Annotated in this window: 27 protein-coding genes and 1 other RNA gene; 12 read left to right on the forward strand and 16 right to left on the reverse strand. The window is 38.5% G+C overall.

The annotated features are described in order from the left end of the window. The first annotated feature begins 87 nt into the window (after nt 1-87). Genes AC5YGB_RS06535 through AC5YGB_RS06545 form a run of 3 tightly spaced genes read left to right on the forward strand, consistent with a single transcriptional unit; the run spans nt 88 to nt 2,715 of the window. Nucleotides 88-945 carry a transporter substrate-binding domain-containing protein gene (locus tag AC5YGB_RS06535; RefSeq protein ID WP_496137037.1) on the forward strand — a complete coding sequence of 286 codons (858 nt, stop codon included), beginning with the start codon at nt 88-90 and terminating at the stop codon, nt 943-945. A 46-nt stretch (nt 946-991) separates the two neighbouring features. Continuing rightward, nucleotides 992-1,957 carry an ABC transporter permease subunit gene (locus AC5YGB_RS06540; protein ID WP_496137038.1) on the forward strand — a complete coding sequence of 322 codons (966 nt, stop codon included), beginning with the start codon at nt 992-994 and terminating at the stop codon, nt 1,955-1,957. 2 nt (nt 1,958-1,959) lie between these two features. Then, nucleotides 1,960-2,715 (forward strand): ATP-binding cassette domain-containing protein, encoded by a 756-nt coding sequence (locus AC5YGB_RS06545; RefSeq protein ID WP_496137039.1) that lies wholly within the window; start codon nt 1,960-1,962, stop codon nt 2,713-2,715. Here the strand turns inward: AC5YGB_RS06545 and ltaE are convergent. From ltaE to AC5YGB_RS06560, 3 genes are read right to left on the reverse strand one after another with little or no spacing between them, the layout of a single operon-like run. After that, nucleotides 2,708-3,778 (reverse strand): low-specificity L-threonine aldolase, encoded by a 1,071-nt coding sequence (gene ltaE, locus AC5YGB_RS06550; RefSeq protein ID WP_496137040.1) that lies wholly within the window; start codon nt 3,776-3,778, stop codon nt 2,708-2,710. The two genes, AC5YGB_RS06545 and ltaE, sit on opposite strands and share 8 nt — an antisense overlap. A gap of 12 nt (nt 3,779-3,790) precedes the next feature. After that, nucleotides 3,791-4,447, reverse strand: a complete 657-nt coding sequence (locus tag AC5YGB_RS06555) for a hypothetical protein (protein WP_496137041.1) — start codon at nt 4,445-4,447, stop codon at nt 3,791-3,793. Between the two features lie 8 nt (nt 4,448-4,455). Next, nucleotides 4,456-4,881, reverse strand: coding sequence for a HemJ family protein (locus AC5YGB_RS06560; protein WP_496137042.1), 426 nt, complete (start codon nt 4,879-4,881; stop codon nt 4,456-4,458). A 153-nt stretch (nt 4,882-5,034) separates the two neighbouring features. Here AC5YGB_RS06560 and ftsY point away from each other — a divergent pair, with 153 nt between their 5' ends. Next, nucleotides 5,035-5,988 carry a signal recognition particle-docking protein FtsY gene (gene ftsY / locus AC5YGB_RS06565; protein ID WP_496137043.1) on the forward strand — a complete coding sequence of 318 codons (954 nt, stop codon included), beginning with the start codon at nt 5,035-5,037 and terminating at the stop codon, nt 5,986-5,988. Here the strand turns inward: ftsY and AC5YGB_RS06570 are convergent. After that, nucleotides 5,985-6,269 (reverse strand): 4a-hydroxytetrahydrobiopterin dehydratase, encoded by a 285-nt coding sequence (locus AC5YGB_RS06570; RefSeq protein WP_496137044.1) that lies wholly within the window; start codon nt 6,267-6,269, stop codon nt 5,985-5,987. The two genes, ftsY and AC5YGB_RS06570, sit on opposite strands and share 4 nt — an antisense overlap. A 7-nt stretch (nt 6,270-6,276) precedes the next feature. Continuing rightward, nucleotides 6,277-7,185 (reverse strand): hydroxymethylbilane synthase, encoded by a 909-nt coding sequence (gene hemC / locus AC5YGB_RS06575; RefSeq protein WP_496137045.1) that lies wholly within the window; start codon nt 7,183-7,185, stop codon nt 6,277-6,279. 220 nt (nt 7,186-7,405) lie between these two features. Here hemC and argH point away from each other — a divergent pair, with 220 nt between their 5' ends. Together argH and fmt are read left to right on the forward strand one after the other, a co-directional pair. Then, nucleotides 7,406-8,791: an argininosuccinate lyase gene (gene argH / locus AC5YGB_RS06580; protein ID WP_496137046.1), complete on the forward strand. Its 1,386-nt coding sequence runs from the start codon at nt 7,406-7,408 to the stop codon at nt 8,789-8,791. Continuing rightward, nucleotides 8,791-9,720, forward strand: a complete 930-nt coding sequence (gene fmt, locus AC5YGB_RS06585) for a methionyl-tRNA formyltransferase (protein ID WP_496137047.1) — start codon at nt 8,791-8,793, stop codon at nt 9,718-9,720. Before argH ends, fmt begins: the two co-directional genes overlap by 1 nt. 16 nt (nt 9,721-9,736) lie before the next feature. Here fmt and AC5YGB_RS06590 read toward each other — a convergent pair whose 3' ends face one another. After that, entirely contained in the window at nt 9,737-10,186 is a 450-nt protein-coding gene (locus AC5YGB_RS06590) for a tRNA (cytidine(34)-2'-O)-methyltransferase (protein WP_065353290.1), read from the reverse strand. Nucleotides 10,187-10,334: 148 nt separating this feature from the next. On the opposite strand from AC5YGB_RS06590, the gene prmC reads away from it, so the two are divergent. Beyond that, entirely contained in the window at nt 10,335-11,120 is a 786-nt protein-coding gene (gene prmC / locus AC5YGB_RS06595) for a peptide chain release factor N(5)-glutamine methyltransferase (RefSeq protein ID WP_496137048.1), read from the forward strand. On the opposite strand, the gene AC5YGB_RS06600 is transcribed toward prmC, so the two are convergent. After that, on the reverse strand, nt 11,112-12,059 hold the full coding sequence (locus AC5YGB_RS06600; RefSeq protein ID WP_496137049.1) for an EamA family transporter: 948 nt from the start codon (nt 12,057-12,059) through the stop codon (nt 11,112-11,114). The two genes, prmC and AC5YGB_RS06600, sit on opposite strands and share 9 nt — an antisense overlap. A gap of 220 nt (nt 12,060-12,279) precedes the next feature. On the opposite strand from AC5YGB_RS06600, the gene AC5YGB_RS06605 reads away from it, so the two are divergent. Next, on the forward strand, nt 12,280-13,473 hold the full coding sequence (locus tag AC5YGB_RS06605; RefSeq protein ID WP_496137050.1) for a cystathionine gamma-synthase family protein: 1,194 nt from the start codon (nt 12,280-12,282) through the stop codon (nt 13,471-13,473). 11 nt (nt 13,474-13,484) lie between these two features. Further along, nucleotides 13,485-14,663 carry a M24 family metallopeptidase gene (locus AC5YGB_RS06610; RefSeq protein ID WP_496137051.1) on the forward strand — a complete coding sequence of 393 codons (1,179 nt, stop codon included), beginning with the start codon at nt 13,485-13,487 and terminating at the stop codon, nt 14,661-14,663. A gap of 10 nt (nt 14,664-14,673) precedes the next feature. On the opposite strand, the gene AC5YGB_RS06615 is transcribed toward AC5YGB_RS06610, so the two are convergent. The 9 genes from AC5YGB_RS06615 to AC5YGB_RS06655 form a co-directional block, all read right to left on the reverse strand. Continuing rightward, nucleotides 14,674-15,165 (reverse strand): Lrp/AsnC family transcriptional regulator, encoded by a 492-nt coding sequence (locus tag AC5YGB_RS06615; RefSeq protein ID WP_020026131.1) that lies wholly within the window; start codon nt 15,163-15,165, stop codon nt 14,674-14,676. Nucleotides 15,166-15,269: 104 nt separating this feature from the next. Then, nucleotides 15,270-16,004 (reverse strand): maleate cis-trans isomerase family protein, encoded by a 735-nt coding sequence (locus tag AC5YGB_RS06620; protein WP_053819757.1) that lies wholly within the window; start codon nt 16,002-16,004, stop codon nt 15,270-15,272. Nucleotides 16,005-16,010: 6 nt separating this feature from the next. Continuing rightward, entirely contained in the window at nt 16,011-16,340 is a 330-nt protein-coding gene (locus AC5YGB_RS06625; RefSeq protein ID WP_020026133.1) for a DMT family transporter, read from the reverse strand. A 62-nt stretch (nt 16,341-16,402) separates the two neighbouring features. Beyond that, a complete protein-coding gene (locus AC5YGB_RS06630; protein WP_496137052.1) occupies nt 16,403-17,131 on the reverse strand; it encodes an opacity family porin in 729 nt (242 codons plus the stop codon). 8 nt (nt 17,132-17,139) lie between these two features. Then, nucleotides 17,140-17,964, reverse strand: coding sequence for a hypothetical protein (locus AC5YGB_RS06635; protein WP_496137053.1), 825 nt, complete (start codon nt 17,962-17,964; stop codon nt 17,140-17,142). A 23-nt stretch (nt 17,965-17,987) separates the two neighbouring features. Continuing rightward, nucleotides 17,988-18,872, reverse strand: coding sequence for a hypothetical protein (locus AC5YGB_RS06640; RefSeq protein ID WP_496137054.1), 885 nt, complete (start codon nt 18,870-18,872; stop codon nt 17,988-17,990). Beyond that, entirely contained in the window at nt 18,872-19,762 is an 891-nt protein-coding gene (locus AC5YGB_RS06645; protein WP_496137055.1) for an inverse autotransporter beta domain-containing protein, read from the reverse strand. The genes AC5YGB_RS06640 and AC5YGB_RS06645 overlap by 1 nt, the downstream gene beginning before the upstream one ends. A 127-nt stretch (nt 19,763-19,889) precedes the next feature. Next, nucleotides 19,890-20,241: RNase P RNA component class A (gene rnpB / locus AC5YGB_RS06650), an RNA gene on the reverse strand. A 67-nt stretch (nt 20,242-20,308) separates the two neighbouring features. Continuing rightward, nucleotides 20,309-21,805, reverse strand: coding sequence for a FumA C-terminus/TtdB family hydratase beta subunit (locus AC5YGB_RS06655; RefSeq protein ID WP_496137056.1), 1,497 nt, complete (start codon nt 21,803-21,805; stop codon nt 20,309-20,311). A gap of 90 nt (nt 21,806-21,895) precedes the next feature. Between AC5YGB_RS06655 and AC5YGB_RS06660 the strand changes: the two genes are divergently transcribed. The 3 genes from AC5YGB_RS06660 to mreD are packed head-to-tail and all read left to right on the forward strand — an operon-like array spanning nt 21,896 to nt 24,216. Beyond that, nucleotides 21,896-22,927 carry a rod shape-determining protein gene (locus AC5YGB_RS06660; RefSeq protein WP_020024554.1) on the forward strand — a complete coding sequence of 344 codons (1,032 nt, stop codon included), beginning with the start codon at nt 21,896-21,898 and terminating at the stop codon, nt 22,925-22,927. 25 nt (nt 22,928-22,952) lie between these two features. After that, entirely contained in the window at nt 22,953-23,756 is an 804-nt protein-coding gene (gene mreC, locus AC5YGB_RS06665) for a rod shape-determining protein MreC (protein ID WP_496137057.1), read from the forward strand. Then, complete coding sequence (gene mreD / locus AC5YGB_RS06670) at nt 23,749-24,216, forward strand: rod shape-determining protein MreD (RefSeq protein WP_496137058.1); 468 nt, start codon at nt 23,749-23,751, stop codon at nt 24,214-24,216. The genes mreC and mreD overlap by 8 nt, the downstream gene beginning before the upstream one ends. The last annotated feature ends 5 nt before the right edge of the window (nt 24,217-24,221 follow it).

Below are 24,221 nucleotides of genomic sequence, written 5' to 3' on the forward strand. Positions count from 1 at the left end.
TTTAATCCACCTTGAGGACTGGTTTCATTTAAAAATATGTGTACAATTGTAAGTTCTTAAATTCTTAAACATATAAAGGAGAGTTAAATGAGTATTAAGTTAGGCTTTAAAAAGTCGTCAATTGTTTTTGCAGTAGCCCTATTATCGCTGGGTATGACTGCTAAAGCAGGTGTAGTCTATGACTACATTAAAAACAATAATGAATTAATGATTGCTACAGATGCAAACTGGGCACCTTTCTCATACATTAATGATGCGGGTGAAATGGAAGGCTTTGATGTAGATGTTGCAAGAGAGCTTGCCAAACGTATGGGTGTTGAAGCACGCTTCATCACACCTGCTTGGGATGTTATCACTTCTGGAAACTGGAATATGCGTTGGGACGTATCTGTTGGCTCAATGACTCCAACTGAGAGTCGCTCTGAAGTTCTAAACTTCCCGGCTGTATACTATTACACGCCAGCTGCCTTTGCAGTTCATAGTGATTCAACTGTAACAAATCTATCTGGCCTAAATGGCAAGAACATTTGTACAACTGCAGCTTCAACTTGGGAAATGTATCTTCAAGGAGATCTCGACATGCTTGATGCTCCAGCATTTACATACAAGGTAACTCCTGGAACTATTACATCTCTAGTTGACGGTTCAGCTTGTTTAGATGACACTCGCCTAGGCGCAGGTATTCGAAATGACGGTATCATTGACTCTGTTCCGATGATTCAAAATGCAATTGAAGCTGGATATCCAATTAAGTTCTTGGGTGATAATGCTTTCTTTGAGCCCCTTTCAATTGCAACTGATAAAGGCAATAGTGATGCTGAGCTAGATGCTGAGATAGCTAGAATTATTACAGAAATGCAAAAAGACTACACTTTGACTACACTTTCAATGAAGTGGTTTAAAAATGCAGATGGTAGCTCTAACGACTATACTGTTGCATACTAATAAAGTTATTATTAGTAAAAGTTTTACTTAAGCTTTAGAAAAAGGTATGTTCGTCGATACCGTTGTTGAAGATAAGGCGCTGCATAAGCCAGCTTTCCTTATCGGACTTTCAGTAACGGTATTGGCGTTTTTCTTTGCCTTTAATTTCACCAACACAATCTTTGGTGAGTTTCTTAGTCCCGTTATTGGAAATCCTGAAGAAAGTGGTCTTTTTGGAAGACTTGTAGTCTCGTTTGTCTTATCAGTAATTTTTGTACTTAATCTACTTGCGATTAGTTTTACTAGAATAAAAGTACAAATTTTCATTGTTTGGATAGAGTTATTTCTTTTATTTCTTGCGTTTGCATACTCATTTGACTTAAAACTCTCATTCATTCAAAGCAGAATTGGCCTCATGATATCCAAAGGCCTATTTACCACAATATATATATCTGCAGTATCAATTGTTATTGCAACGGCTATTGCAATAGTAGGTGCAATAGCTAAATTATCCAATAATGGCTTTGCTTATGCTATCGCCAGTTTTTATACGTCCCTGTTTAGAGGTCTTCCGCTTCTTCTTCAAGTGTATTTAATTTATAAAGGATTACCTCAACTAGGATTTATGGTTGATGCTATACCATCAGGAATTGCAGCACTTTCACTTTGTTATGGCGCCTATATGACTGAGATTTTCCGTGCTGGAATACAAAGCATACCCAAAGGCCAATGGGAAGCATCAAGAGCCTTAGGTTTTAAGTCCAGTCTCATTCTACGAAAAATCATCTTACCTCAATCAATCCCAATTATAGTTCCACCAACTGGAAATCAGTTTATTGCAATGCTTAAGGATAGCTCATTGGTCTCTGTTCTCGGAATATGGGAGTTAATGTACCTTGCTAAAACGCTGGGTCAAAGGGATTTTAGGCACATGGAGATGCTTCTAACAGCTGCAATGATTTATTGGGGTTTAACCATTATTCTAGAGATGATCCAGGCCCGCATTGAAAGAAAATATCAACAAAAAACATGACTATGAATGATAGTTTAAAAAATGAAAAGCCAGTCATCTCTTTAAAAGGTGTCAATAAATGGTATGGAGACTTTCAGGCCCTTAAAGATATCAATCTAGAGATTAACCCAAAAGAAAAAATTGTTATATGTGGACCATCTGGCTCAGGAAAATCCACCCTAATTAGATGTCTTAATCGATTAGAGGCGCACCAAGAAGGTCAGATACATGTCACTGATGTTGAGCTTCACGAGACTATGAAAGATATTGATATTATTCGACAAGATATCGGCATGGTGTTTCAAAGTTTTAACTTATTTCCCCACTTAACTGTTTTAGAGAACTGTATGGCGGGACCTAATTGGGTCAGAGGTATTGACCAAAACGTAGCGAAAGAAAGAGCAATGGCACTTCTTAGACAAGTAAAGATTCCTGAGCAAGCTGATAAATACCCTGAACAGCTTTCAGGCGGACAGCAGCAGCGGGTTGCGATTGCAAGAAGCTTATGTATGGAGCCTAAAGTAATGCTTTTTGATGAGCCAACTTCTGCTCTCGATCCTGAAATGGTCTCAGAAGTTTTGGATACTATGATTGAGCTCGCAAAAAGTGGGATGACAATGATTTGTGTGACACATGAAATGGGTTTTGCAAGGCAAGTTGCGGATAGAATTATCTTTATGGATGCTGGTGAGATTGTCGAGCAGAATACGCCAGAAGAATTCTTTAATAATCCTCAAAATGAACGCACAAAAACCTTTTTAAATCAGATTCTTAGTTAGTCTTTTTAAAGTACTCTTTAAAAGAATCAATCACAAATAATATATCTTTTTCCTCTATACCAAGGTGACAAACTAAACGCCCTCTATCCAGATTAGAGATCATAATTTCTCTATCCAATAGGAATTTTTCTAGAGACTCTCTATGCTCTTTAGGACAATTGACAAATACCATATTGGTCTGATTATTAGCATAATCAACTGATAACTCTGAAATCGATGATAACCCATCAGCAAGAAGTTTTGCGTTATCGTGATCCTCCTGAAGTCTTTTAACATTATTTTTTAATGCATACATTCCGCATGAAGCAATTACACCAACTTGCCTCATTCCTCCGCCAAGCATTTTTCTCAGACGGCGGGCTTTATCAATGGTAACTTGATTCGAAACAAGCAAGGAGCCAATGGGCGCTCCAAGGCCTTTAGACAAACATATTGAAACACTATCAAAACAGTTTGTTAAGCTCTCCATTGAGGCACCCGTATAAATATGAGCATTAAATAGGCGGGCACCATCTAAGTGCACTTTAAGATTTTTTTTATGAGCAGCATTGGCGAGCGCTTGAAGATGATTTTGTGGCTGAACTTTACCTGAAATAGTATTTTCTAAGCAAAGTAATTTAGTGACTGCATAATGCGGATCATCATCTTTAATTTCACCAAGCATGTCAGCAACATCCATCGACCCTGACTCAGAAGTTTCAATAGGACAAATTCCCACGCCTCCTAGAACAGATATTCCTCGCGCTTCATAAACATTGGTGTGGTAGTTTTTTCCAATGAGCACCTCATCACCACGCTGGCAATGTGAGAGCATTGCCGTTAAATTACTTTGAGTCCCACTTGGAAAAAATAAGGCTGCCTCTTTTCCTAATAAGTTAGCTGCATATTCCTGCAGCTCATTAACCTCATCATCCTCCTCATATACATCGTCACCCATCTTGGCCTCTTGAATGCTTGATAACATTTCTTTAGAAGGAAGAGTTAAGGTATCACTTCTAAAATCAATAAGATTTTTAAATTCATTTTTTCGAGAATGACTACTATTTCTTTTGTATTGATTCATATAGAGTTAGATTTAAGGTTGGTACTCAGGATAGGCTAGCGTGGCGACAAGATGTGTTCTGGGATGCTCACCACCATTTAGGGCTGTGTGGTAACCACGCGTATCCGTAAAATAAACTGAGCCGTCAGCAGGTAGATGGGTACAGTGGTGGTTGACTATAAATAAAGAGCCTGGATTAGTATAAATGGGTATATGAATTCTAGGCTCTGGGTCTCTATGCCAAGAATTACAGTTATAGCTATCTTTTTCAAGTATTCTGACTCTTCCAATGGGGTAGCGCGCCGTTAATTCTTTGTAGATTGTCTCAAAGTAAGTTCCCTTAAAGATATCAACAAGCTCACTAAATAAAGATTCATCAACCAGCTCATCTTTGGCTATCTCCTCATAGCTGTCATCAACTCGCGTATAGTAGCGGCCCACCAAATCTTTGTCGGCACCTGTTGTGCCATCTTTTCTTCGCGTCATTGCTAGCGCATGAAAACCAGACGCAGCAGTCTTGAACTCCGAGGTCGACTTGATATGATCAAGGGCCACTCTAATGCTTTCAATATCAAATTTAAGCTTAAGTTTGACTATATGCTCATTCCCTTTAAAAGTGGCAACGGAATCAATATCAACTCGTTCATTAATATATGAATTTAACTCTTTTGTATCTTCTGAAATGCTCATAAAAGCCCTTAAAAAGGTTTAACGACTGCGAGGACGATAATAGAAATCAGGAAAACGACTGGAAATTCATTAAACCACCTAAAGAAAACATGAGGCTTATCATTTTTATCGGCCGCAAAAACGCCGACTAGATGACCACAGTAAAAGTGATACGCTATAAGAATAGCCACAAGAAACAGCTTAGTCTTAAGCCAATACATGCTGCTGTAAACCTCCCAGGCATAGCTATGAAGCATCCAGAGACCCATTATAGTGGTTAAGATAAAGCTTGGCATCATGATGCCGTTATAAAGCTTTCGCTCCATAACCTTAAAGCGCTCTATGCTGATCGCATCTTCCGCCATCGAGTGATAAACAAATAACCGAGGCAAGTAAAACATTCCTGCCATCCAAGAAACAAATCCAAAAACGTGTATGGCCTTAACCCAAAGCATAATAATCCAAAAAAAATATAAATTATAATACCGTTTTTGACTGGCTATTATGTCGGATATTAATAAAGATTAGTTTATTTATCATTTACTCATTAATTTATCTTATGACTTATCACAGAGTAAAATTTGATATCAAACATACAGTTTTATAGAATGCTAAATTTTTTTAAAAAAACTCAAAGTCAAGATCCTCAAGAAGTAAAAAATAAAACTTCGCTTAAGGAAAGGCTATTTAAATCCAAAAAAAAGCTTGGTGATGGCCTCTCCTCACTTGTTATTGGCAAAAAAAAGATTGATGAAGACCTTCTTGAAGAGTTGGAAATGCTCTTAATTGGATCAGATATTGGAATCCAAACAACTGATAAAGTAATTGAAGTCGTCAGAAAAAAAGCATCCAGAAAGGAATTAAAAGATGAGGATAGCCTCTATCAGCTAATTAAGGAGGAACTAGAGTCGTTATTAATCAAGAAAAATCTATTAGAGCCAAGCCCTAATAATCCTTTTGTCATTCTTGTAGTGGGAATAAATGGTGCTGGAAAAACAACAACTATTGGCAAGCTTGCAAAGTTATTTCAAGGTGAAGGTAAATCAGTTATGCTTGCTGCTGGAGATACATTTAGAGCGGCTGCGGTTGAGCAGCTTCAGGTATGGGGTGAAAGAAATGATATTCCTGTCATCGCTCAAAAAACAGGGGCTGACGCAGCTTCGGTTGTGTATGATGCCTATCAGTCAGCGATTGCTAAAGATATTGATATATTAATTGCTGATACAGCGGGAAGACTTCATACTCAAGATAACTTAATGCAAGAGCTTGAAAAAATTAAGAGAGTGCTTAAAAAACATAATGAGGATGCGCCTCATGAAACCCTTCTTGTGATTGATGGAGGCTCAGGACAGAACGCTATTCAACAAGCAAATGAATTTCACAAGTCCATTAATTTAACAGGTCTAGCCATCACTAAACTAGATGGCACAGCGAAAGGTGGAGTCTTATTCTCAATATCAGATTCCTTAAAGTTGCCTATTCGCTATATTGGAGTTGGGGAAACAATTGAAGATCTAAAGCCTTTTAATGCAAAAGATTTTGTCAACGCTTTATTTGATTAGAGCTTAAAAGTACTGAAATGAGAATCAATCTCTCTCGCTAAATCAATATCAAGCTGAGTTATTCCGCCCTCACTATGAGTCACTAGATAAATCTCTACTTTATTGTAGACATTCGACCACTCAGGATGGTGATCCATTGCCTCTGCAGTGATTGCAACTTGATTCATAAACTCAATAGCTTTATTAAAGTCCTTAAAGCGAAGGACTCTGAATAGTTTTTCATCTTTTATACGCCATTCAGGAAGCTCTATTAAAAGTTGCTCTAGTTGTTCATCAGACAAGATCAAATCATACTCCGCTTAATAGTTTTCTTGCGCCCAAAGATAAAAGCTTATTGGCTACTCGTTCGCCTAAATCTTTTGGTTGGCTCAAATCTCCATGCTCATCAACCCTTATCACTTCTCCAGAATCAACATTACCAACCATGCCTCTGAGGTTTAATTTACTTCCATTGCTTGTAGCATAAGCACCAATTGCAACCGAGCAACCTCCCTGAAGTGATGCATTCATAGCTCTTTCAGCACTTACTTCATCCATCGTTTTCTTATGAATGAGTGGCTCTAAAAGCTTGATAATTTCACTATCATTTTCTTTAACCTCAATTCCAAGAGCGCCCTGTCCAACAGCTGGTAACGATTGTTGAGCGTTAAGATGCTGTCTTATTCGATCCTCAAAACCAAGCCTAATAAGACCTGAGCAAGCCAGAATGATTGAATCATACTCACCATCATCAAGTTTTTGTAAGCGGGTATTGACATTTCCTCTTAAGTCTAAAATAACTAAATCTGGCCTCAATGCCTTTAATTGGACGATTCGTCTTAGACTACATGAACCAACTCGTGAACCAATTGGAAGATCTGTAATACTGTTGAAATGATTTGAAACAAAAGCATCAAATGGATTTTCACGCTCCAGAATAGCTCCAACAACAAAACCTTCCGGTAATTCATAAGGAACATCTTTCATTGAATGAACTGCTATATCAGCTCTACCTTCCATCATTCCAATTTCAAGCTCCTTAATGAAAAGGTTTTTGCCACCAATTTTTGAAAGGGGAGTATCAAGTATCTTATCACCCTGAGTCGTCATTTTTACTAACTCTATCTTCAACTCAGGATAGAAATGCTTTAGCCTTGACTTAACAAACTCTGCCTGCCATAGAGCCAGTGGACTTTTGCGTGTTGCAATTCTAAGCACTGCTTTGATTTCTCCAAAATATCAATTTCACCAATATTTTATCGAGTGTTTCTTGATAATGTGGGCTATTAGGACAATATTGTGTTGAAAACTTTGAAATATATCCACTTTAAATATCTACTTAAAAAAGCTTTTTATATCATTTTCAGTAACTTATCTTCCATATGCTGGAATAATACGCATTAATTTAAATTTGTATTTAATAGAGAGTAAAAATAGAATGACTTCTAAAACAAATCATTTATGGGGTGGTCGTTTCAATGAGCCAACTGATGAGTTTGTCAAAATATTTGGCGCATCTGTTGCTTTTGATAAAACCCTTGCGCTCTATGATATTGAAGGTTCTATAGCGCACGCAACTATGCTCATGGAAGCTAAAGTGCTAACCAGTAATGAGTTAAAGAAGATTATAAAAGGACTTGAACAAGTCAAACAAGAGATCGTTTCAGGAGAATTTACCTGGTCAATTGATCTTGAAGATGTCCACATGAATATTGAGTCTCGATTAACAGAGATTTGTGGTGAGCCAGGTAAAAAACTTCATACTGGGCGCTCTCGAAATGATCAGGTTGCTACAGATATCAGACTCTATCTAAGAGATAATGTTCAGCGCATCCAGAATGAACTTCAAAAACTTCTGCATGCCCTTCTTGATCTTGCTGAACAAGAAAATGAGACCATTATGCCTGGTTTTACTCATCTTCAGGCTGCTCAGCCAATCAGTTTTGGGCACCACCTATTAGCCTACTTCGAAATGTTTAAGCGTGACAAAGAACGACTTGAGGATAGCTTTAAGCGAATCAATACAATGCCTCTAGGTAGTGCTGCACTTGCAGGAACGAGTTATCCAATCAATCGTGAACGAACCGCTGAACTCTTGGGCTTTGAGCGTATCAGTTTGAACTCTTTGGACGCCGTTAGTGACCGTGACTTTGCAATTGAGTTTGCCTCAAATGCGAGCCTGATTATGATGCATCTTTCTAGGTTCTCCGAGGAACTCATTCTTTGGTCTAGCGCTCAGTTTGAATTTATTTCACTTCCAGATAGCTTTTGTACAGGCTCATCGATTATGCCCCAAAAGAAAAATCCAGATGTGCCAGAGCTGGTTCGAGGAAAAACTGGAAGGGTTAATGGTAATTTAATTGCTCTTCTTACTTTGATGAAGGGGCAACCATTAGCTTACAATAAAGATAACCAAGAAGACAAAGAGCCACTCTTTGATAGCGTAGAAACAATCTACTCTTGCCTCCGCGTTTTTTCTGAAATGGTGCCTACAATTAAAGCCAATAAGGATAATATGTATCAATCAGCAATTAAGGGGTACACCACTGCTACCGATCTGGCAGACTATCTTGTCAAAAAAGGTTTGGCCTTTAGGGATGCTCATGATGTTGTCGGTAAAGCTGTTGCCTTTGGAATCAAAGAAAATAAAGATCTAAGTGAATTTACTTTAAATGAGTTAAAAGAATTTGATACATCTATCGAAAATGATGTATTTGAAGTGATTTCACTAGAGGGATCTATTCGATCACGTAATCATATAGGTGGAACCTCTCCTGAGCAAATCCTGATTGCCATTAAAGCTGGTCGCAACGCTATAAAGTAATGCGCATAGTTTTCGCAGGTACACCCAATTTTGCGCTCAAAGCACTATCTCACCTTCACAATTCTAATCATGAGATTATTGCTGTTTATTGTCAGCCAGATAGACCAAAAGGAAGAGGAAAAGTCTTAAATCCTTGCCCAGTTAAGCTCTATGCCCTTGAGAATAATTTAACTGTTGTACAGCCAGAAAAATTAAGCCATCCAGAAAATTATAAGAGGTTATTGTCTCTTAATCCCGATGTAATGATTGTTGCAGCTTATGGTCAGATTCTTACCAAAGAAATACTCGAAGTGCCAAAGTTTGGTTGCCTAAATATACACGCTTCTCTTCTGCCGCGATGGAGAGGCGCTGCACCTATTGAAAGAGCTATTATTGCAGGAGATAACGAAACAGGAATCACCATTATGCAGATGAATGAAGGACTCGATACTGGTGACATTCTCCTGAAGGATAAACACCCTATCTCAAATACAGAAACCTCTGGCTCGTTAACAGAGTCTTTATCAGTTATGGGCGCCCATCTAATTCTTAAGACTCTAGATAGCATAAATCAAATAAAACATTTACCTCAAAATTCGAGTGATGCCATCTATGCAAAAAAAATACTGAAAGCTGAAGCACAAATAGACTGGAGTCAAAGTGCTCTTTCAATCAGTCAAAAAATAAGGGCTTTTAATCCACGCCCTATTGCGCAATCTCAAGCTGAGGCGAAACAGTTTAAAGATAAGGTTATTAGAATTATTGATGCTGAACCATTAAACATTGGCTGCTCAAAATCCCCTGGAATGGTTGTTGAGCAGAAAAAGGACTCTTGCCATATTGCCACTGGAAGAGGACTATTAAGCATCAAAAGAGTTCAGCTAGCGGGCAAAAATGAGGTTTCCATTAGAGACTTCAATAATGCCTATCAGCTCATTAAACTCAGCTAGAAATCACTATAAAAGGTTAAGTCTCAAACCCTAGTTGACGCCATGCCTCGTATGCAACTATTGAAACACAGTTTGAGAGATTTAAACTCCTTGAGCCTTTTTGCATTGGAAGTGTGATGCCATCATATTCATCCATTATTTCTTTTGGAAGCCCTTTAGTCTCGGAGCCAAAAAGAAATGAATCCCCCCTATGATATTTAACATCGGCATAACTCGTTTTTACTTTTGTGCTCACTATATAAATTTTAGTTGGACAAGCCTTATCTAAATAATCATCAAAATTATCGTATTCATATACATTTGCTAACTCTTTATAATCAAGCCCAGCGCGTCTCAATCGCTTATCATTAATCTCAAATCCATATGGTTTAATGAGGTGGAGATTAGAACCCATATTTGCTGATAATCGAATAAGGCTCCCTGTATTAGTAGGAATCTCAGGCTCAAATAACACTAAATTTAACATGTCGCTAGTTTATATAAATAATGCTATCATCCCATAGAACATAAAACATTTTTCAAAACTCACTGATTGATATAATATCGCTCGTGCAAGATAACTTAAAAAGTATCTCAGTTAATACAAGCCCTCAAAGTCTGGTCTAATTATTTATATGAAATCAATTAAAGACTTTCTAAGGAATGATGTTGAAGATATTTCTAAACTGTTGTGTCTGGCGCTTAACAAAACCCAAGAGCAGCTATATGCTAATTTAGATTACCAACTGGTGGATACTGAACTATCAGTTCTCTTAGGCTATATCGACCAAAGAAAAAAAGGTAAGCCATTTGCCTATATCAAAGGCAGTCAAGGCTTTTATGATTTAGATTTTATAGTATCACCTGCAACCCTTATTCCTCGACCTGAAACTGAACTATTAATAGACATAACACTCAATTTACTTGATAAAAATAAAAATCTCAATGTATTAGACTTAGGAACAGGTAGTGGGGTTATTGCAATTACAATTTCTGAAAAGCGTCCTAAATGGAAACTCTCAGCTACTGATCTGTCATTAGATGCGCTTAATATTGCCAGACTCAATTCAACTAAAAATATTGATTTTTATTGTGGCAGTTGGTTTGATCCAGTCCCACCTGAAACATTTGATTTAATTGTTAGTAACCCACCCTATATTAATGAGCATGACCCACACTTACAAGATCTAAGATATGAGCCTATAGAGGCCTTAGTTTCAGGCGATGATGGTCTAAATGACATTAGAGAAATTATCAACAAATCAACATTATTTCTTAATAGTGGTGGTTACTTACTCCTTGAGCATGGGTATGATCAAAAAGATAGAATTATTAAGTTATTAGAAGAGTCTTATACAAGTATCAAAACATTTAAAGATCTGAACAAGGTTGACAGGGCAATCCTTGCAAAACTAAGGTAGCTCAAAAAAATCTGCTTTTTTCTTCGAAGACTTTTGTTGCGCTAATATGACCCCAGAAATTACGATTAGAGCCCCAACAGCTTGGTGCCATATCCAGCGATCACCAAGAAGAAACAGCATAAACATGACGTAGAATGGAACCGCATTCAAATGAAATGACGAAATACCAATACCCAGCTGACTCACAGCCTTTATCCATAAGATTTGTGAAATACCTAGACCAAGCCAAGCATAGATTAGCACTAAACCAAGATGCTTGAGTGATATTGATGAGGCGCTGTTCGTTAAATCCATAAAAATAGTGCAAATAAAATACAACGCAATTGAAAGCCCGGCCATTCCAAATGATGTCACTGCTACCTGACCTAAAGTAGTCATACCTGGAAGGTTTTTAACGGTTGCTCTAGACCCCCATGCAAATAGTGCTACCCCTAGAAACCCAATCAGAATAGCAAATCCAATATTACTCTCAACCAATGAAGCTCCAGAAGCAATATAGCCGCCCCAAAGAACCAAAACAACGCCAAAGAAAAACCAAAACGTCATTTTGCGTCCATCGAGAAGCATCTCAAGTGAAACCGCAAATACAGGCATCGTGGCTACCGCTAATGCCGCAATCACTGGAGTTGTAATAGACTGAAGGTAGAGAATCAAAAATGCCCCAATACCAAATCCCGAGACCCCAATAAAAAAACCTTTAAGCCATTTAGCAGATTTAACCTCTTGAATCCCCTCAATGGATAACCATATTAAGAAAATTAAAATAAACGAAAATACATTTCGAGCGGTAATAACGCTGACGACATCCCAGTCATCCAATAAGTACTCTGCAGCTGGAAAGCCCATTGCAAACAATAGGATTGAAAAGACACATATTAAATTAGACTTAATAGCACTTTTTTCTTTTTCAGCTTGATTTTTTTGGGGATTGCTATTCATAATAGTTGCAAAACTATCTAACATCAATAAAGGTTTGAAATATATCAGAAAACTTTATTTAATGATGTTTTTTTTCTTAGTCAACATTTCTTGGATTGTCAAACGATTCGATCTCGATGTATAATCAAATTTATCAAGATAAAGGCTTTTAAAGCGCTGCCTTGAAAATAGAATAAAAAGATATTTTTATTTAAACTCAATGCAATTTAAAGGAATGGCTATGCTTGATAAAAAACAAATCGGAAAGTCTACTCAAAGTATCTGGAGCGGTGAACAGGAGCATGAGCTTTATGAACGCTCTACTCAGGTGCCCGTTGTTCACAGCGTTTCGTTTGCTTACAAAGATATTGATACATGGCACAAAGTCGCCCTAGAGGAGGCTGAGGGACATATTTACTCTAGAAATACGAATCCAACTGTTCGTGCTTTTGAGGACAAGGTAAAGGAGTTAGAGAGCGCCCAGGCTGCTACCAGCTTTGCCTCTGGCATGGCCGCCATTAGCAATACGCTGGCCACCTTTTTAAAGCCAGGTGACCGTGTTGTTTCTATCAAGGACAGCTATGGAGGCACTAATGTTATCTTTAATGAGTTTTTACCCCCACTTAATATTATTGTAAGCCTATGCGAAACAGGCGACTATGAGCAGATAGAAGCAGAAATAGCTAAAGGTTGTACCTTGCTATATCTGGAGACACCAACAAACCCCACCATAAAAATAACGGACATTAAAAGACTAAGCGCAGCGGCTAAAAAAATGGGGGCACTTGTCGTTGTTGACAATACATTTGCTACTCCTATTAATCAAAACCCTTTGCTGTTAGGGGCCGACATCACGCTTCACTCTGCTTCCAAGTATCTTGGCGGTCATGCTGACGCCCTTGGAGGCGTCATATGTGGCAACAAAGATTTAGTAAAGAAGGTTTATCACTACCGTGAAATCAATGGTGCAACGCTTGCACCCATGGATGCCTATAGCCTCCTAAGGGGTATGAAAACTTTAAAGCTTCGCGTTGAGAGGCAGAATGAGAGCGCTCTCAAAATTGCAAATTTCCTTGAAAACCATCCACTAGTTGAGCAGGTAAACTACCCAGGATTAGAATCTCATCCTGGCCATCAGATTGCGAAAGTTCAAATGAATGGTGGCTATGGTGGGATGCTTAGTTTTTCTGTCAAAGGGGGTCTGGAGTCAATCAAAAAATTTCTACCCAAACTCAAATATGCCCATATGGCAGCGAATTTAGGTTGTGTTGAGACGGTAGTCGGCCCTCCTTTGACGACAAGTCATGTGGAGTGCAGTGCTGAAGAGAGAAAGGCTGCAGGAATTCCTGAAGGTCTAGTAAGGTATTCCACAGGAATTGAAGATGTTGAGGATCTAATAGATGATTTGAAGCAAGCATTTACACATATATCTTAAAGGGAGGGGTCATGAAGAAAGAGAGAAGAAGATTTAGCAAGGAGGAGTATCTAGCAAGACAATTAAAAGTTCGGCAATCTATGAATGCCTCAAATGTTGATGCTCTCATAATTTATGATCCTGCCAACATGTTCTGGCTGACAGGCTATGATGGATGGTCATTCTATGTTCATCAGTGTGTTGTTATTTCAACAAATGGTGATCTTTTTTGGTATGGCAGAGGGATTGACGCAAAGGGCGCTGAACTCACTACAGATCTAGAATTAAAAAATATTCTCTCTTATCCTGACGACTACGTGATGACCCCTGAGAAACATCCTATGGAGCATCTTGCTGGAATTCTCAAAGAAAAGGGATTCTCCAATAAAAGAATTGGCTTAGAGAAAGATAATTATTATTTCTCAGCCAGAGCTGCTGAATCTTTATATAGCTCACTTCCGGATGCGACATTTAGCGATCATACGGGTCTTGTTAACTGGCAAAGAGCTGTTAAATCTGAAACTGAAATTACCTACATGAAAAGGGCTGGTAAGGTCATTGAAGGGGTTTACGAGAGAGTTATGCAGGTCGCAGAGCCAGGGATGAGAAAAAATGATTTGGTAGCTGAAATCTATCATGCTGGAGTCAAGGGTCATCAGGGTCACTATGGTGACTACGCCTCTTTTGTGCCATTGATTGGTGCAGGTGAAGAAGCTGCTGCATGTCACATGACTTGGAATGATGAGCCACTAAAAAATAACGAAGGCATGTTCTTAGAGCTTGGAGCTGCCTATGCGAGGTATCACTGTCCCTGCTCAAGAACCTTATTTCTAGGAACGCCTCCGCAACAATACCTTGATATTGAAAAAGTGATTAATGAGTGCATTGAGAATGCGATTGGAATGTTTAAGCCAGGTAATACTTGTGCACAAATATCAGATAACTTTACTGCAACGCTAAAAAAATATGGCTATGAAAAGAATAATCGATGTGGATATCCCATCGGCTGTAGTTACCCGCCAGACTGGGGTGAGCGCACGATGAGTCTTCGTGGAAATGATCAAACTGTACTTGAAGAAAATATGACTTTTCATTTTATGCCAGCGATCTGGTTCGATGACTGGGGTTTTGAGATGACTGAAAGTATTCGTGTTGGAAGTAATGGCGGAGAATGTTTATCAGCTGTCCCAAGAAAGCTATTAGTTAAATAGCTTTTTCAGCTTATTTTGCTAGATCAGATCTTTTGATTAAGGTCTCAGAGATCATATCAGTGTGCTTGATTGTATCTAATACCGCATAACTGAAATAACGCCTCATGCCGATGTCTGCCTTTAGAACTCTCTTAAGGAAGTCTTGATAATCACTCACATCCTTTACAAATACTCTCAGAATGTAATCTAGGCTCCCGCCCACTGACCAACAGGAGAGGACCTCATCAAACTCCATAATGGCCTCTTCAAATCTAGCAAACTCGCCCTGCTTGTGGCTCTCTAACTCAACCTCTGTAATGACAAGATGAAAGTTACTTAAAAAGGATGAAGATAGCTTAGCACCGTAACTTTCAATGATTCCAGCCTCTTCAAGTCTTTGAAGCCTATCCCAAGATGGGGTAAGTGATAAATTCAGTTTGTCAGCGAGTGCAGTCTTGGTAATCCTTCCCTCTACTTGAAGAATAGATAAAATTTGGATATCCCTTTCATCGAGCTTATGCATAAATACATTATCGCTCTAAATGAAACTTAAATTATCAAAAAAATTCAATCAAGTATGAATTTTTGATATTAATCAGTAATTTACAAAATTATATGGAACTACTTTTAGGTATGAAGATTCTCAATCATATTAGAAATTTGATCAAAAGTAGCTTGGTTAGATGTAAATACAGGCTTACCAATTGCAGCCTCAATCTCTGGGATGATTTCTGCCGATCTCATTGCTGTGCACGATATAAAAATGGCGTCAGCATCATTATGTATTGCAGCTTTAGCTGCTTTAATAATTTCATCAGCCGGAAGCATAGCGACATCCCTGTCATCATCCATATCCATATGCATTGAGGATACCATTTCAACTCCATTACGCTCTAGATAACCTCTTAAAAGAGAGGAGACCTCTTCGCTATAAGGCGTTAATACACTGATTTTTTTAAAACCTCGCGCCTTAAAATTGGCAACAACTGCTTGAGAGGTAGATAAAACTTTTGCAGTTGGCTTGCTCTCTTGAATTGCAAGCTCTATTGCTTCATCACCGACAATGGATGAAGATGAAGTACAATTAAATACAACTAAATCAAGGTCATAATTGGGAAGTATAAGGGCAGCTGCTTCAGTCAAATCATCGCCAATTGCAGCTAAGGACTCTGGGGTCATTGGGTTTGCGAAATAAATCCTATTAAAATAGAAGTCATAGTCCGGCTTTTGCTCGGTGTACATTCTTACAAAATCACGCTCAAAGGTGAAGTCAGTATTCAAGACTATCAGACCTACTGATGGCCTATCCCTCCTCTCACTCAAAGCATCGGATATCTGATATTTTTTTGATTCTATTGTCATAATAAATTAATGTTTGATTGATGTTGAGAATAGGTGCATCACTACTACACCTGAAATAATTAACAACATACCAATAATGGAGGCCAAATCTGGCATCTCTTTATAAATAATTGCCCCAGAACAAGCTACTAAAACAATTCCAAGTCCAGACCAAACAGCATAAACAACGCCCAATGGTAACTCCCTAAGTGCAAGAGTCATCAACCAAAAAGAGATTAGGTAAAAAATAACCAAGAACGTAGTTGGTATGAGTTTCGTAAACTCTTCTGTAGCCTTTAAAAGAGTTGTTCCAGCAACCTCAGCTGCAATAGCAAGTGCCAAATATACATACGTCATTATGATTAAAGTTTCTATAAAAAATCACAGTATAACCTTAAGAAATAAATTTTACAAAAGATTTAAAAGAAGACTCGATAGTCTATTGAATAGAGGATATTTTTAAACTCTGTCTTGTAGCCTTGAGTAAAACTCCGAAAAGAATCACCGTCACAATCAAGATTTTGAGACTTGGCTGAAACTCCAAAACCCTTTAATAGCCCTGAATTAGCATATATACCCAGATTAGGATTCAGACCCCAACAGGTAGCCTTTGTCTCTGGACCACCCACACCATAGGTACCAACTCCAGAAACAGTTGGGTAATTAGTATTCGTTACTTTTCCAGAAAAATATGAAACATTTAAACCTATATAAGGGGTAAAGCTTGACGAAGTATCAAACCTATAGCTTGGACCTAAATTAAGAGTGGTACCCTTTGTTGTGAATGTTGGAAAAGGCGTAACAACATATCCACCCTCAAAAGTAGCTGCCGTATCTTTAGTGTTCATGATGCTTTCAGTAATTCCAGCATTAAAGTAAATGTTGTCGTTAATTTTTCTATAGTAATCAACACTCATAGCATAGTCTTTATTAGTTATAGTGTTATTGTTGAGCGTGCCTTTTTTAACGTTTGTACCCAGGTTGCCTGGAAGAGCAGTATGCATACCGCTTGCAGAGGTGAGGGAGCCATTAGCAGAAACTGTAATGCCGAATGAGAGCTCATTAACGCTTTGATCAGAAGAATCTTCAGCAATAACACCAAAAGAACACAATAAAAGTAGAGTAATTTTCGAAATTTTATGTTTCATAATAAATTCTAGTCTGTAATAGTAATTTGAACTTTTACATGGTATGGGGTAATCGCACAACTTGCTCCATTATTATAATCAATAGCGTTGAGAGACATACTTGTGCCGAATGCCATATTTATTTTTGGCGCTACTTCAGAGACCGTATATGGTTTGCTTAATGCATATATAATTGAAAATTCTTCATCTGAACTGGTTACATCTTCAACGCTTATTCCAAAAAAACCTTCTTCAGTGACAGGCAGAGCAACGTTATAGGTTGACCAGGTATAGGTAGAAGTACAATCAGTACTTAAACATAGTTTAAATAAATTTGCTGCATTTTGACTAAGACCACCGCTACTTGTAGAAAAATAATATGAAGCTAGAGTTGGACTGCCAGTCATTTTGCCAGCAGGCACTCTTTCATACTTACTAGCACCGTTAAGGCCTGCATTAGAATCAGTATGACAAGTATAAGTGACCCCCCCACTAGACACAGGGACTGATCCTTTAAGCTTGATTTCTCTTGAAAGTGTTGGCTTAATATGAGTAAAGGTAGTTCCTATTGGAAGACCTCTAGTTGAAGCGAAAGTTGCAATAGCCTCTGCAGGGAGTACTGAAGTAACGTCAAACTCCAATGAACCTGTTCCTACTGTAACTGCATCGTTACAAGTAACATCGTACACAGATGTATTTGGAGCTCCGGTACAAAGCTCCAGCTTTTTCAGAGTTAATATATAAGAATCAGGTCGAGCACAAAATCCCACGGCATCATCAATACACCCTGCAGCTTTAACTTGAAAAGAAATTACGCTCGATACTATTAAAAACAGTACAGGAAATCTATTCATAATTTCCCCGATGAAGTCAAAGTCTAATCAGTAATAGTAAACTTGGATTTCACATAGTATGGAGTCATAGCACACGTTGCCGCCCCGGTACCCTGAGCACTTAAAGAGCCGGAGGATCCAAAAGCAATATCAATTTTTGGCGCTGTAGGTCCTACTGTATAGGGCTCTGAAAGAGGGTATATCAAGCTAAAGTCGGTATCTGTAGAGGCAACATCTTCAATTGCAATTCCATAAAGGGAATCAAAGGGTAGCCATTTATTTGAAGAATCGTTAGCACCACCTTCTCCACTTCCAATTGAGGTCGAACAGTTCTGAGCAGTACAAAACCTATATGGATGTGCGCTTACAGCATTTTGACTAGTCGTGCCCCTATCGGGTGCAGCTCCAGCGTCTGTGCCAATATAAAAAGTTTGCAAAGTTGCAGTCCCAGATGTCTTGCCAGCTAACTGTCTTTCGTATTTATTGCCGCTACCAGCAGTGGCAGCAGAGTCTGTACTACAAATTCCTTTATAGGCGGACCCGGCAGCAATAGTTACTGAACCTCTCATCTTTATTTCTCTTGAAAGTGTCGGTTTGATGTGGGTAAATGTTGTACCAATAGGCAGGCCCGTTGTAGAGGCAAAAGTAGCAATCTGTTGTCCAGCTGACACTGAGGTTATGTCAAAGGTCAGGCTTCCAGTACCTACAGTAACGGAACCAGTACAAGTAACATCATAAGAGCTCAAAGCTGCGGTTGTATTAACCAGTGATGCAGGTGAGGCAGTACAAAGCTCTAATTTTTTAAGCGTCACTATGTATTCATCAGGTTGGGCGCAGTCACCATCTTGAGCAACAGCACACGCTGCAGCACTAGCTTGCAAAGAAATTGAGCTCAGTAATAGAGCAAATAGTAAAAATAATTTATTCATTAGTCAAGCCTCGAAATAGTTACACCAACGCCCTCAGACTCGAGCGTAATTTTATTAGATCGTTTAACTTTAGATAAAAGCTGTGAGCTCATATCACCATCTGGGAATGCTTCATCTGATATAAAGTCTGTTGATGCAGATGGTCCTTTTCTTGGAGGAAAGACAATTGTTATTTTAGCAAAGTTGTCCTTCTTTTGAATGTTGTTGTCATCAACACCAAACTCCATAATGACATTAGGAGTCAAAAGTAAGTCAAAGCTTAGCTTGTCACCCTTTGAGTTTTTTGAATTATTGACCTTCTTCCATTCATAGTGCATGAGATTAATTTTTGCCCAAGGCAGATAGGGGATCTGACCATTAATGCTCATGTCATTTCCATTGAGCGCTCTTTCTTTAAAGTCACCCACCGTCTTTTGGCCAGAGATTGCCTCATAGTGGTTAATTAAGACATCAAAGACTGCCGTTCTAAATTCAAAGCCAAGGCTGTATCTTGAATTACCCTTTGCATCATAATCAACAAAAACGTTTCCACCAATCATAGATTTTTTATTATCAGATAATGTCCTGTAACCTAAACCAATATTAGTTGTCAGCCTGCTATTACTTCTAATTTGAGTATTACTTAGTTGAAGCTGCACAAACCAGGCATCCTTTCCTGGATGGATGGATATTGGACGAACAGTCATAATTGAAAATTCAGGCTTATTGCTTTCTTTCATACTAAATTGAACTTCAGTATCACCTTCACCACCAATCACACTCTCAATACTAGATGCTATTCCAGAGGTCATGCTTGAAAGTAAACCTTGCTTAATAGCTTCTGAGTCATCTGCATGAACACCACAAGCAAAAACAAAAAGCACAAAAACTTTTGATAATTTATTTTTCATAATTGGAATTCTTTAACTTTATAGATTAAAGAGATTATATCTAATTAAGCTGTATTTTTGGCTCAAGTTATAGAATAAATGAGCTGTAATTGGCACTTTATATATTGATTAACAGAATAAATCCATAAGTTGAAGTTGGCCTATAAGCCGGGTTCTGTATGACCGAAGCCATGATAGTCATTCATCTACGAAACTTGTTACCAAGAATCTTGAGCACTCTACCCGAAGACAACGCGAGCAGCGCCAATGCCTCCCTATTTGAGCTTGCTCCAAGTGGGGTTTACCATGCCAAACTTATCACTAAGTTTGCGGTGTGCTCTTACCACACCATTTCACCCTTACCTACCTAAGTAGGCGGTTTATTTTCTGCTGCACTTTCCGTCGCATCACTGCGCCTAGCCGTTAACTAGCACTTTGCTCTATGGAGCCCGGACTTTCCTCTCAATGCAATAGCATCCAGCGACTATCCGGCCAACTTCAGGGAAAATTATACGCTATGAATAGAGTATTTAAATACAGCCCGATGATGCAGAATCAAAAGCTATTCTAGCTCTTGAATGACACAGGAATACTATATTGGGATTTATGAATATTTTCACCATCAGTATCAACTGCAACGGTTACAGGCATATCTTTAACTTCCATTTCATAGATCGCCTCCATGCCCATTTCTTCAAATGCCACAACCTTAGCCTTTTTAATTGATTTAGAAATTAAATAAGCAGCGCCGCCTACAGCAATTAAATAACTCGCTTTGTGTTTTTTTATACTTGCAACTGTTGCATCGCCTCGCTCAGCCTTACCAATCATCCCAAGAATTTTTGTGTTTTCAAGCATCAAATCGGTAAATTTATCCATTCTAGTAGCGGTTGTTGGGCCTGCAGGACCAATCACTTCATCACGAACAGCATCCACAGGACCCACATAATAAATAAACTTGTTATCAAAATTTACACCCTCTGGCAATCCCTCTCCATTCTCAATCATTGTCTTCAGTCTTTTATGCGCCGCATCTCTTCCAGTAATAATGGTTCCGGTTAGAAGCAAAGTGTCGCCTATATTCCATTCATTCATCTGTGATTGAGTCAGACTATTTAGGTCAACCTTTGTATATTTTGAAACGTCCATCTCTAAGTCAGGATAAAGACTTAAATCAACCTCAGGCAACTCAGCAACACCGGTTCCATCGAGTGAAAAGTGGACATGTCTCGTCGAAGCGCAGTTTGGAATCATAGCCACTGGAAGCGAAGCAGCATGAGTTGGGTAGTCATTTATTTTGACATCAAGGACTGTAGTCAGGCCTCCCAAACCTTGAGCGCCAATACCAAGCCCATTGATCTGATCAAATAAATCAATTCTTAACTTTTCAATATCACTTGGATTAGCTTTCATTTTGATGCTATTAATATCGATGGGCTCCATTAGGGATGATTTAGCCATCAGCATGGCTTTCTCAGCTGTACCTCCAGCACCAATCCCAATCATACCTGGTGGACACCAGCCAGCGCCCATTGTTGGGATCGTTTTAAGGACCCAGTCAGTCAGACTATCATCAGGATTAAGCACCGTAAACTTTGACTTATTTTCAGACCCTCCTCCCTTTGCAGCGACTGTAATATCTAATGTATCACCCTTAACTATTTTGGTATGAATAACAGCTGGCGAGTTATCTTGGGTATTCTGTCTGCTGAATAATGGATCACTTACAATTGATGCTCTTAAGCGATTATCAGGCTCGTTATATGCTCTTCTTACGCCCTCATTAATCATATCTTCTAAAGACAATTCTGACTCCCACTGAACGTTCATCCCAACCTCTAAAATTACATTTACAATTCCAGTATCTTGGCAAATCGGCCTTTTCCCAAGCGCACACATTTTAGAATTAATCAAAATTTGTTCTATTGCATTTTTAGCACTCTGATTCGTTTCTCTTTCATAAGCTGATACCATTGCATTAATAAAATCAGGTGAGTGATAATACGAGATATACTGCAGTGCAGAATGGATACTTTCTATTAAATGCTCTTGTTTTATAATCATATTTATTTAGGCTTTGGTATTGTCTAAAGAGGGCAATCAGGTTATATTATAACCTCTAATCATTTTTATATTTTTTGCTAGGGACCCCTTATGTTCAATTTATTCACAGGCCAAAATCTTTCTGTTGACCTTGGTACAGCTAACACTCTAATTTATATGGATGGAAAAGTCGTCCTAAATGAGCCTTCTGTTGTAGCCCTAAGGCATGAAAAAGGGGCCTCAGAGTCGTCTGTAATAGCTGTAGGACAGGAAGCAAAAAATATGCTTGGAAGAACACCCGGCGCTATTGAAGCAATTAGACCCATGAAGGATGGCGTGATTGCTGACTTTAAGGTAACTGAAAAAATGCTTCAATTCTTCATGAAAAAGGTTTTAAAGTCAGGTTTTTTCTCTCCTAGCCCTAAAGTTCTGATTTGTGTTCCTTGCGGTGCTACGCAAGTTGAAAGACGCGCCATTAAAGAAAGTGCTGTAGGTGCAGGTGCAAGAGACGTCTATCTAATTGAAGAGCCTATGGCTGCAGCATTGGGTGCTGGCATGGCCATTGAAGAGGCATCTGGCGCAATGGTTTTAGATATTGGAGGCGGAACCTCGGAGATTGCTATCCTTTCACTCAATGGAATTGTATATTCTGACTCACTCAGGGTTGGTGGGGACGTTTTTGACGATACCATTGTAAAGTTTGTAAGAAGGGTTCATGGAATTATTATTGGTGAGGCTACAGCTGAGCAGATTAAAGAAGAGGTTGGAAGCGCCTTTGAATCAAAAATTATTAGAAAAAACGAATTTAGAGGACGCGCTGTTTCAACTGGACTCCCAGTTAGTTTTGAAGTCACAAACTCTGAAATCTTAGAGGCTCTTAGTGAGCCTTTGGGGATGATTATTGCAGCTTTAAGGACAGCGCTAGAACAAACTCCACCTGAATTATCATCTGATATTGCTCAAAATGGATTAGTTATTACGGGAGGCGGTGCCCTTCTTGAAGGACTCGATAAACTCATTCACAGTCAAACAAATTTACCAGTCACTATTGCAGATGATCCTCTCACTTGTGTTGCTAGAGGCGGTGGAATAGCCCTAGAAATGATTAACCAACATGATATGGGGTTCTTGGCAGCAGAGTGATTCAAGATAAGTCGAGATCTTAATAATGCGACTTTTAAAACTTTTTGTCCCTGTATTAATCTCTATAATTCTCATCTTTCTGGATGCTAGATTCTCATATCTAGACAACGTTAAGCGTTTTACACTTACACTTCTCAGTCCAATTTATGTCATTGTTGACTTACCCGGTCATGTCATTGATTGGGTCAATGACAAAGGGTCAGAAAATGAATTGCTTGTCTCCCAAAATGACTATCTTGAAGGGCAACTAATTGAACTTAAAGCTAAGCTTCAGACCTACAATAATTTAGCTTTAGAAAATCAAAAAATATCTAAACTTCTTGAATCAAGCTACTTCATTCCTGATCATAATGTCATGCTAGCAAGAATTAAATCAATCACTCAGTCAAGACTCTCAAAGCAAATCATCGTCAATAAAGGCCTCAATGATGCCGTTACTCTCTCAGACCTGGTTATCGGCTCTGATGGAGTAGTCGGTCAGGTTACAGATGTTACGCCGTTATTTGCAACCGTAAAACTCTTATCTGACCCAACCCTTCATATGCCTGTAAAAAGCTCAAGAACAGGCGTGCGAGGTATCACGAAAGGTTTGGCCTCAAATGAAAAGGGAATGATTGTTGAATTTATTCCTCTAGAGTCTGATATTAAGATAGGGGATGTATTTGTAACCAGTGGTATTGGAAATTCTTATCCGTCTGGCTATTTCGTTGGGAGAGTGAAATCGGTTGATGAATCTCCTAACTCATCGTTTATGAGGATTTCTATTGATCCCACTCAAAATATGAATCAATTAGAATTAGTTCTTATCGTTAAGGAGAAAAATGATTAATCAAACGCAGCTCCTTCTCTTGCTAAAAGTAACGATTCTGGCTTTTATTTTAGGATCCATATCTCTGCCTAATATCCTTGAATTGGTTTCACCATTTTGGCTATTACTATTTTTTATTTACTGGCTGATTTACTCTGATAGTAATGGAATTTTCAGTGCGGCGCTGATTCTTGGATTACTCTTAGATGTCCTCCAAGGAGCTATCTTGGGACAGAATGCACTTGCACTTATCGTTAGTTCTGCATTCATATTAAGTGTAAAGAAATCTTTTTTTGTATCAAACCTTACAACCCAGCAGGTCTATGTATTCATTGCTTCACTCATTTATCTCGTATTATTTTTAATGACACATCTAATCGTTAAAGGTCTTCAAATCCAATGGCTCATCTTATTTGTACCATTTACAGGCGCCTTACTGTGGCCAGTTGTTCGCTTTTTGTTAGCAAAACTAAAGCAATAATTGAG

It is taken from the genome of Candidatus Pseudothioglobus sp. uisw_142 (assembly GCF_059512465.1).

Excerpts from the sequence above, each read along its gene's own strand:
- AC5YGB_RS06535 (WP_496137037.1), top strand. The coding sequence starts at position 88 with ATGAGTATTAAGTTAGGCTTTAAAAAGTCGTCAATTGTTTTTGCAGTA.
- AC5YGB_RS06540 (WP_496137038.1), top strand. The coding sequence starts at position 992 with ATGTTCGTCGATACCGTTGTTGAAGATAAGGCGCTGCATAAGCCAGCT.
- AC5YGB_RS06545 (WP_496137039.1), top strand. The coding sequence starts at position 1,960 with ATGAATGATAGTTTAAAAAATGAAAAGCCAGTCATCTCTTTAAAAGGT.
- ltaE (WP_496137040.1), bottom strand. The coding sequence starts at position 3,778 with ATGAATCAATACAAAAGAAATAGTAGTCATTCTCGAAAAAATGAATTT.
- AC5YGB_RS06555 (WP_496137041.1), bottom strand. The coding sequence starts at position 4,447 with ATGAGCATTTCAGAAGATACAAAAGAGTTAAATTCATATATTAATGAA.
- AC5YGB_RS06560 (WP_496137042.1), bottom strand. The coding sequence starts at position 4,881 with ATGCTTTGGGTTAAGGCCATACACGTTTTTGGATTTGTTTCTTGGATG.
- ftsY (WP_496137043.1), top strand. The coding sequence starts at position 5,035 with ATGCTAAATTTTTTTAAAAAAACTCAAAGTCAAGATCCTCAAGAAGTA.
- argH (WP_496137046.1), top strand. The coding sequence starts at position 7,406 with ATGACTTCTAAAACAAATCATTTATGGGGTGGTCGTTTCAATGAGCCA.
- fmt (WP_496137047.1), top strand. The coding sequence starts at position 8,791 with ATGCGCATAGTTTTCGCAGGTACACCCAATTTTGCGCTCAAAGCACTA.
- AC5YGB_RS06590 (WP_065353290.1), bottom strand. The coding sequence starts at position 10,186 with ATGTTAAATTTAGTGTTATTTGAGCCTGAGATTCCTACTAATACAGGG.
- prmC (WP_496137048.1), top strand. The coding sequence starts at position 10,335 with ATGAAATCAATTAAAGACTTTCTAAGGAATGATGTTGAAGATATTTCT.
- AC5YGB_RS06600 (WP_496137049.1), bottom strand. The coding sequence starts at position 12,059 with ATGAATAGCAATCCCCAAAAAAATCAAGCTGAAAAAGAAAAAAGTGCT.
- AC5YGB_RS06605 (WP_496137050.1), top strand. The coding sequence starts at position 12,280 with ATGCTTGATAAAAAACAAATCGGAAAGTCTACTCAAAGTATCTGGAGC.
- AC5YGB_RS06610 (WP_496137051.1), top strand. The coding sequence starts at position 13,485 with ATGAAGAAAGAGAGAAGAAGATTTAGCAAGGAGGAGTATCTAGCAAGA.
- AC5YGB_RS06615 (WP_020026131.1), bottom strand. The coding sequence starts at position 15,165 with ATGCATAAGCTCGATGAAAGGGATATCCAAATTTTATCTATTCTTCAA.
- AC5YGB_RS06620 (WP_053819757.1), bottom strand. The coding sequence starts at position 16,004 with ATGACAATAGAATCAAAAAAATATCAGATATCCGATGCTTTGAGTGAG.
- AC5YGB_RS06625 (WP_020026133.1), bottom strand. The coding sequence starts at position 16,340 with ATGACGTATGTATATTTGGCACTTGCTATTGCAGCTGAGGTTGCTGGA.
- AC5YGB_RS06630 (WP_496137052.1), bottom strand. The coding sequence starts at position 17,131 with ATGAAACATAAAATTTCGAAAATTACTCTACTTTTATTGTGTTCTTTT.
- AC5YGB_RS06635 (WP_496137053.1), bottom strand. The coding sequence starts at position 17,964 with ATGAATAGATTTCCTGTACTGTTTTTAATAGTATCGAGCGTAATTTCT.
- AC5YGB_RS06640 (WP_496137054.1), bottom strand. The coding sequence starts at position 18,872 with ATGAATAAATTATTTTTACTATTTGCTCTATTACTGAGCTCAATTTCT.
- AC5YGB_RS06645 (WP_496137055.1), bottom strand. The coding sequence starts at position 19,762 with ATGAAAAATAAATTATCAAAAGTTTTTGTGCTTTTTGTTTTTGCTTGT.
- AC5YGB_RS06655 (WP_496137056.1), bottom strand. The coding sequence starts at position 21,805 with ATGATTATAAAACAAGAGCATTTAATAGAAAGTATCCATTCTGCACTG.
- AC5YGB_RS06660 (WP_020024554.1), top strand. The coding sequence starts at position 21,896 with ATGTTCAATTTATTCACAGGCCAAAATCTTTCTGTTGACCTTGGTACA.
- mreC (WP_496137057.1), top strand. The coding sequence starts at position 22,953 with ATGCGACTTTTAAAACTTTTTGTCCCTGTATTAATCTCTATAATTCTC.
- mreD (WP_496137058.1), top strand. The coding sequence starts at position 23,749 with ATGATTAATCAAACGCAGCTCCTTCTCTTGCTAAAAGTAACGATTCTG.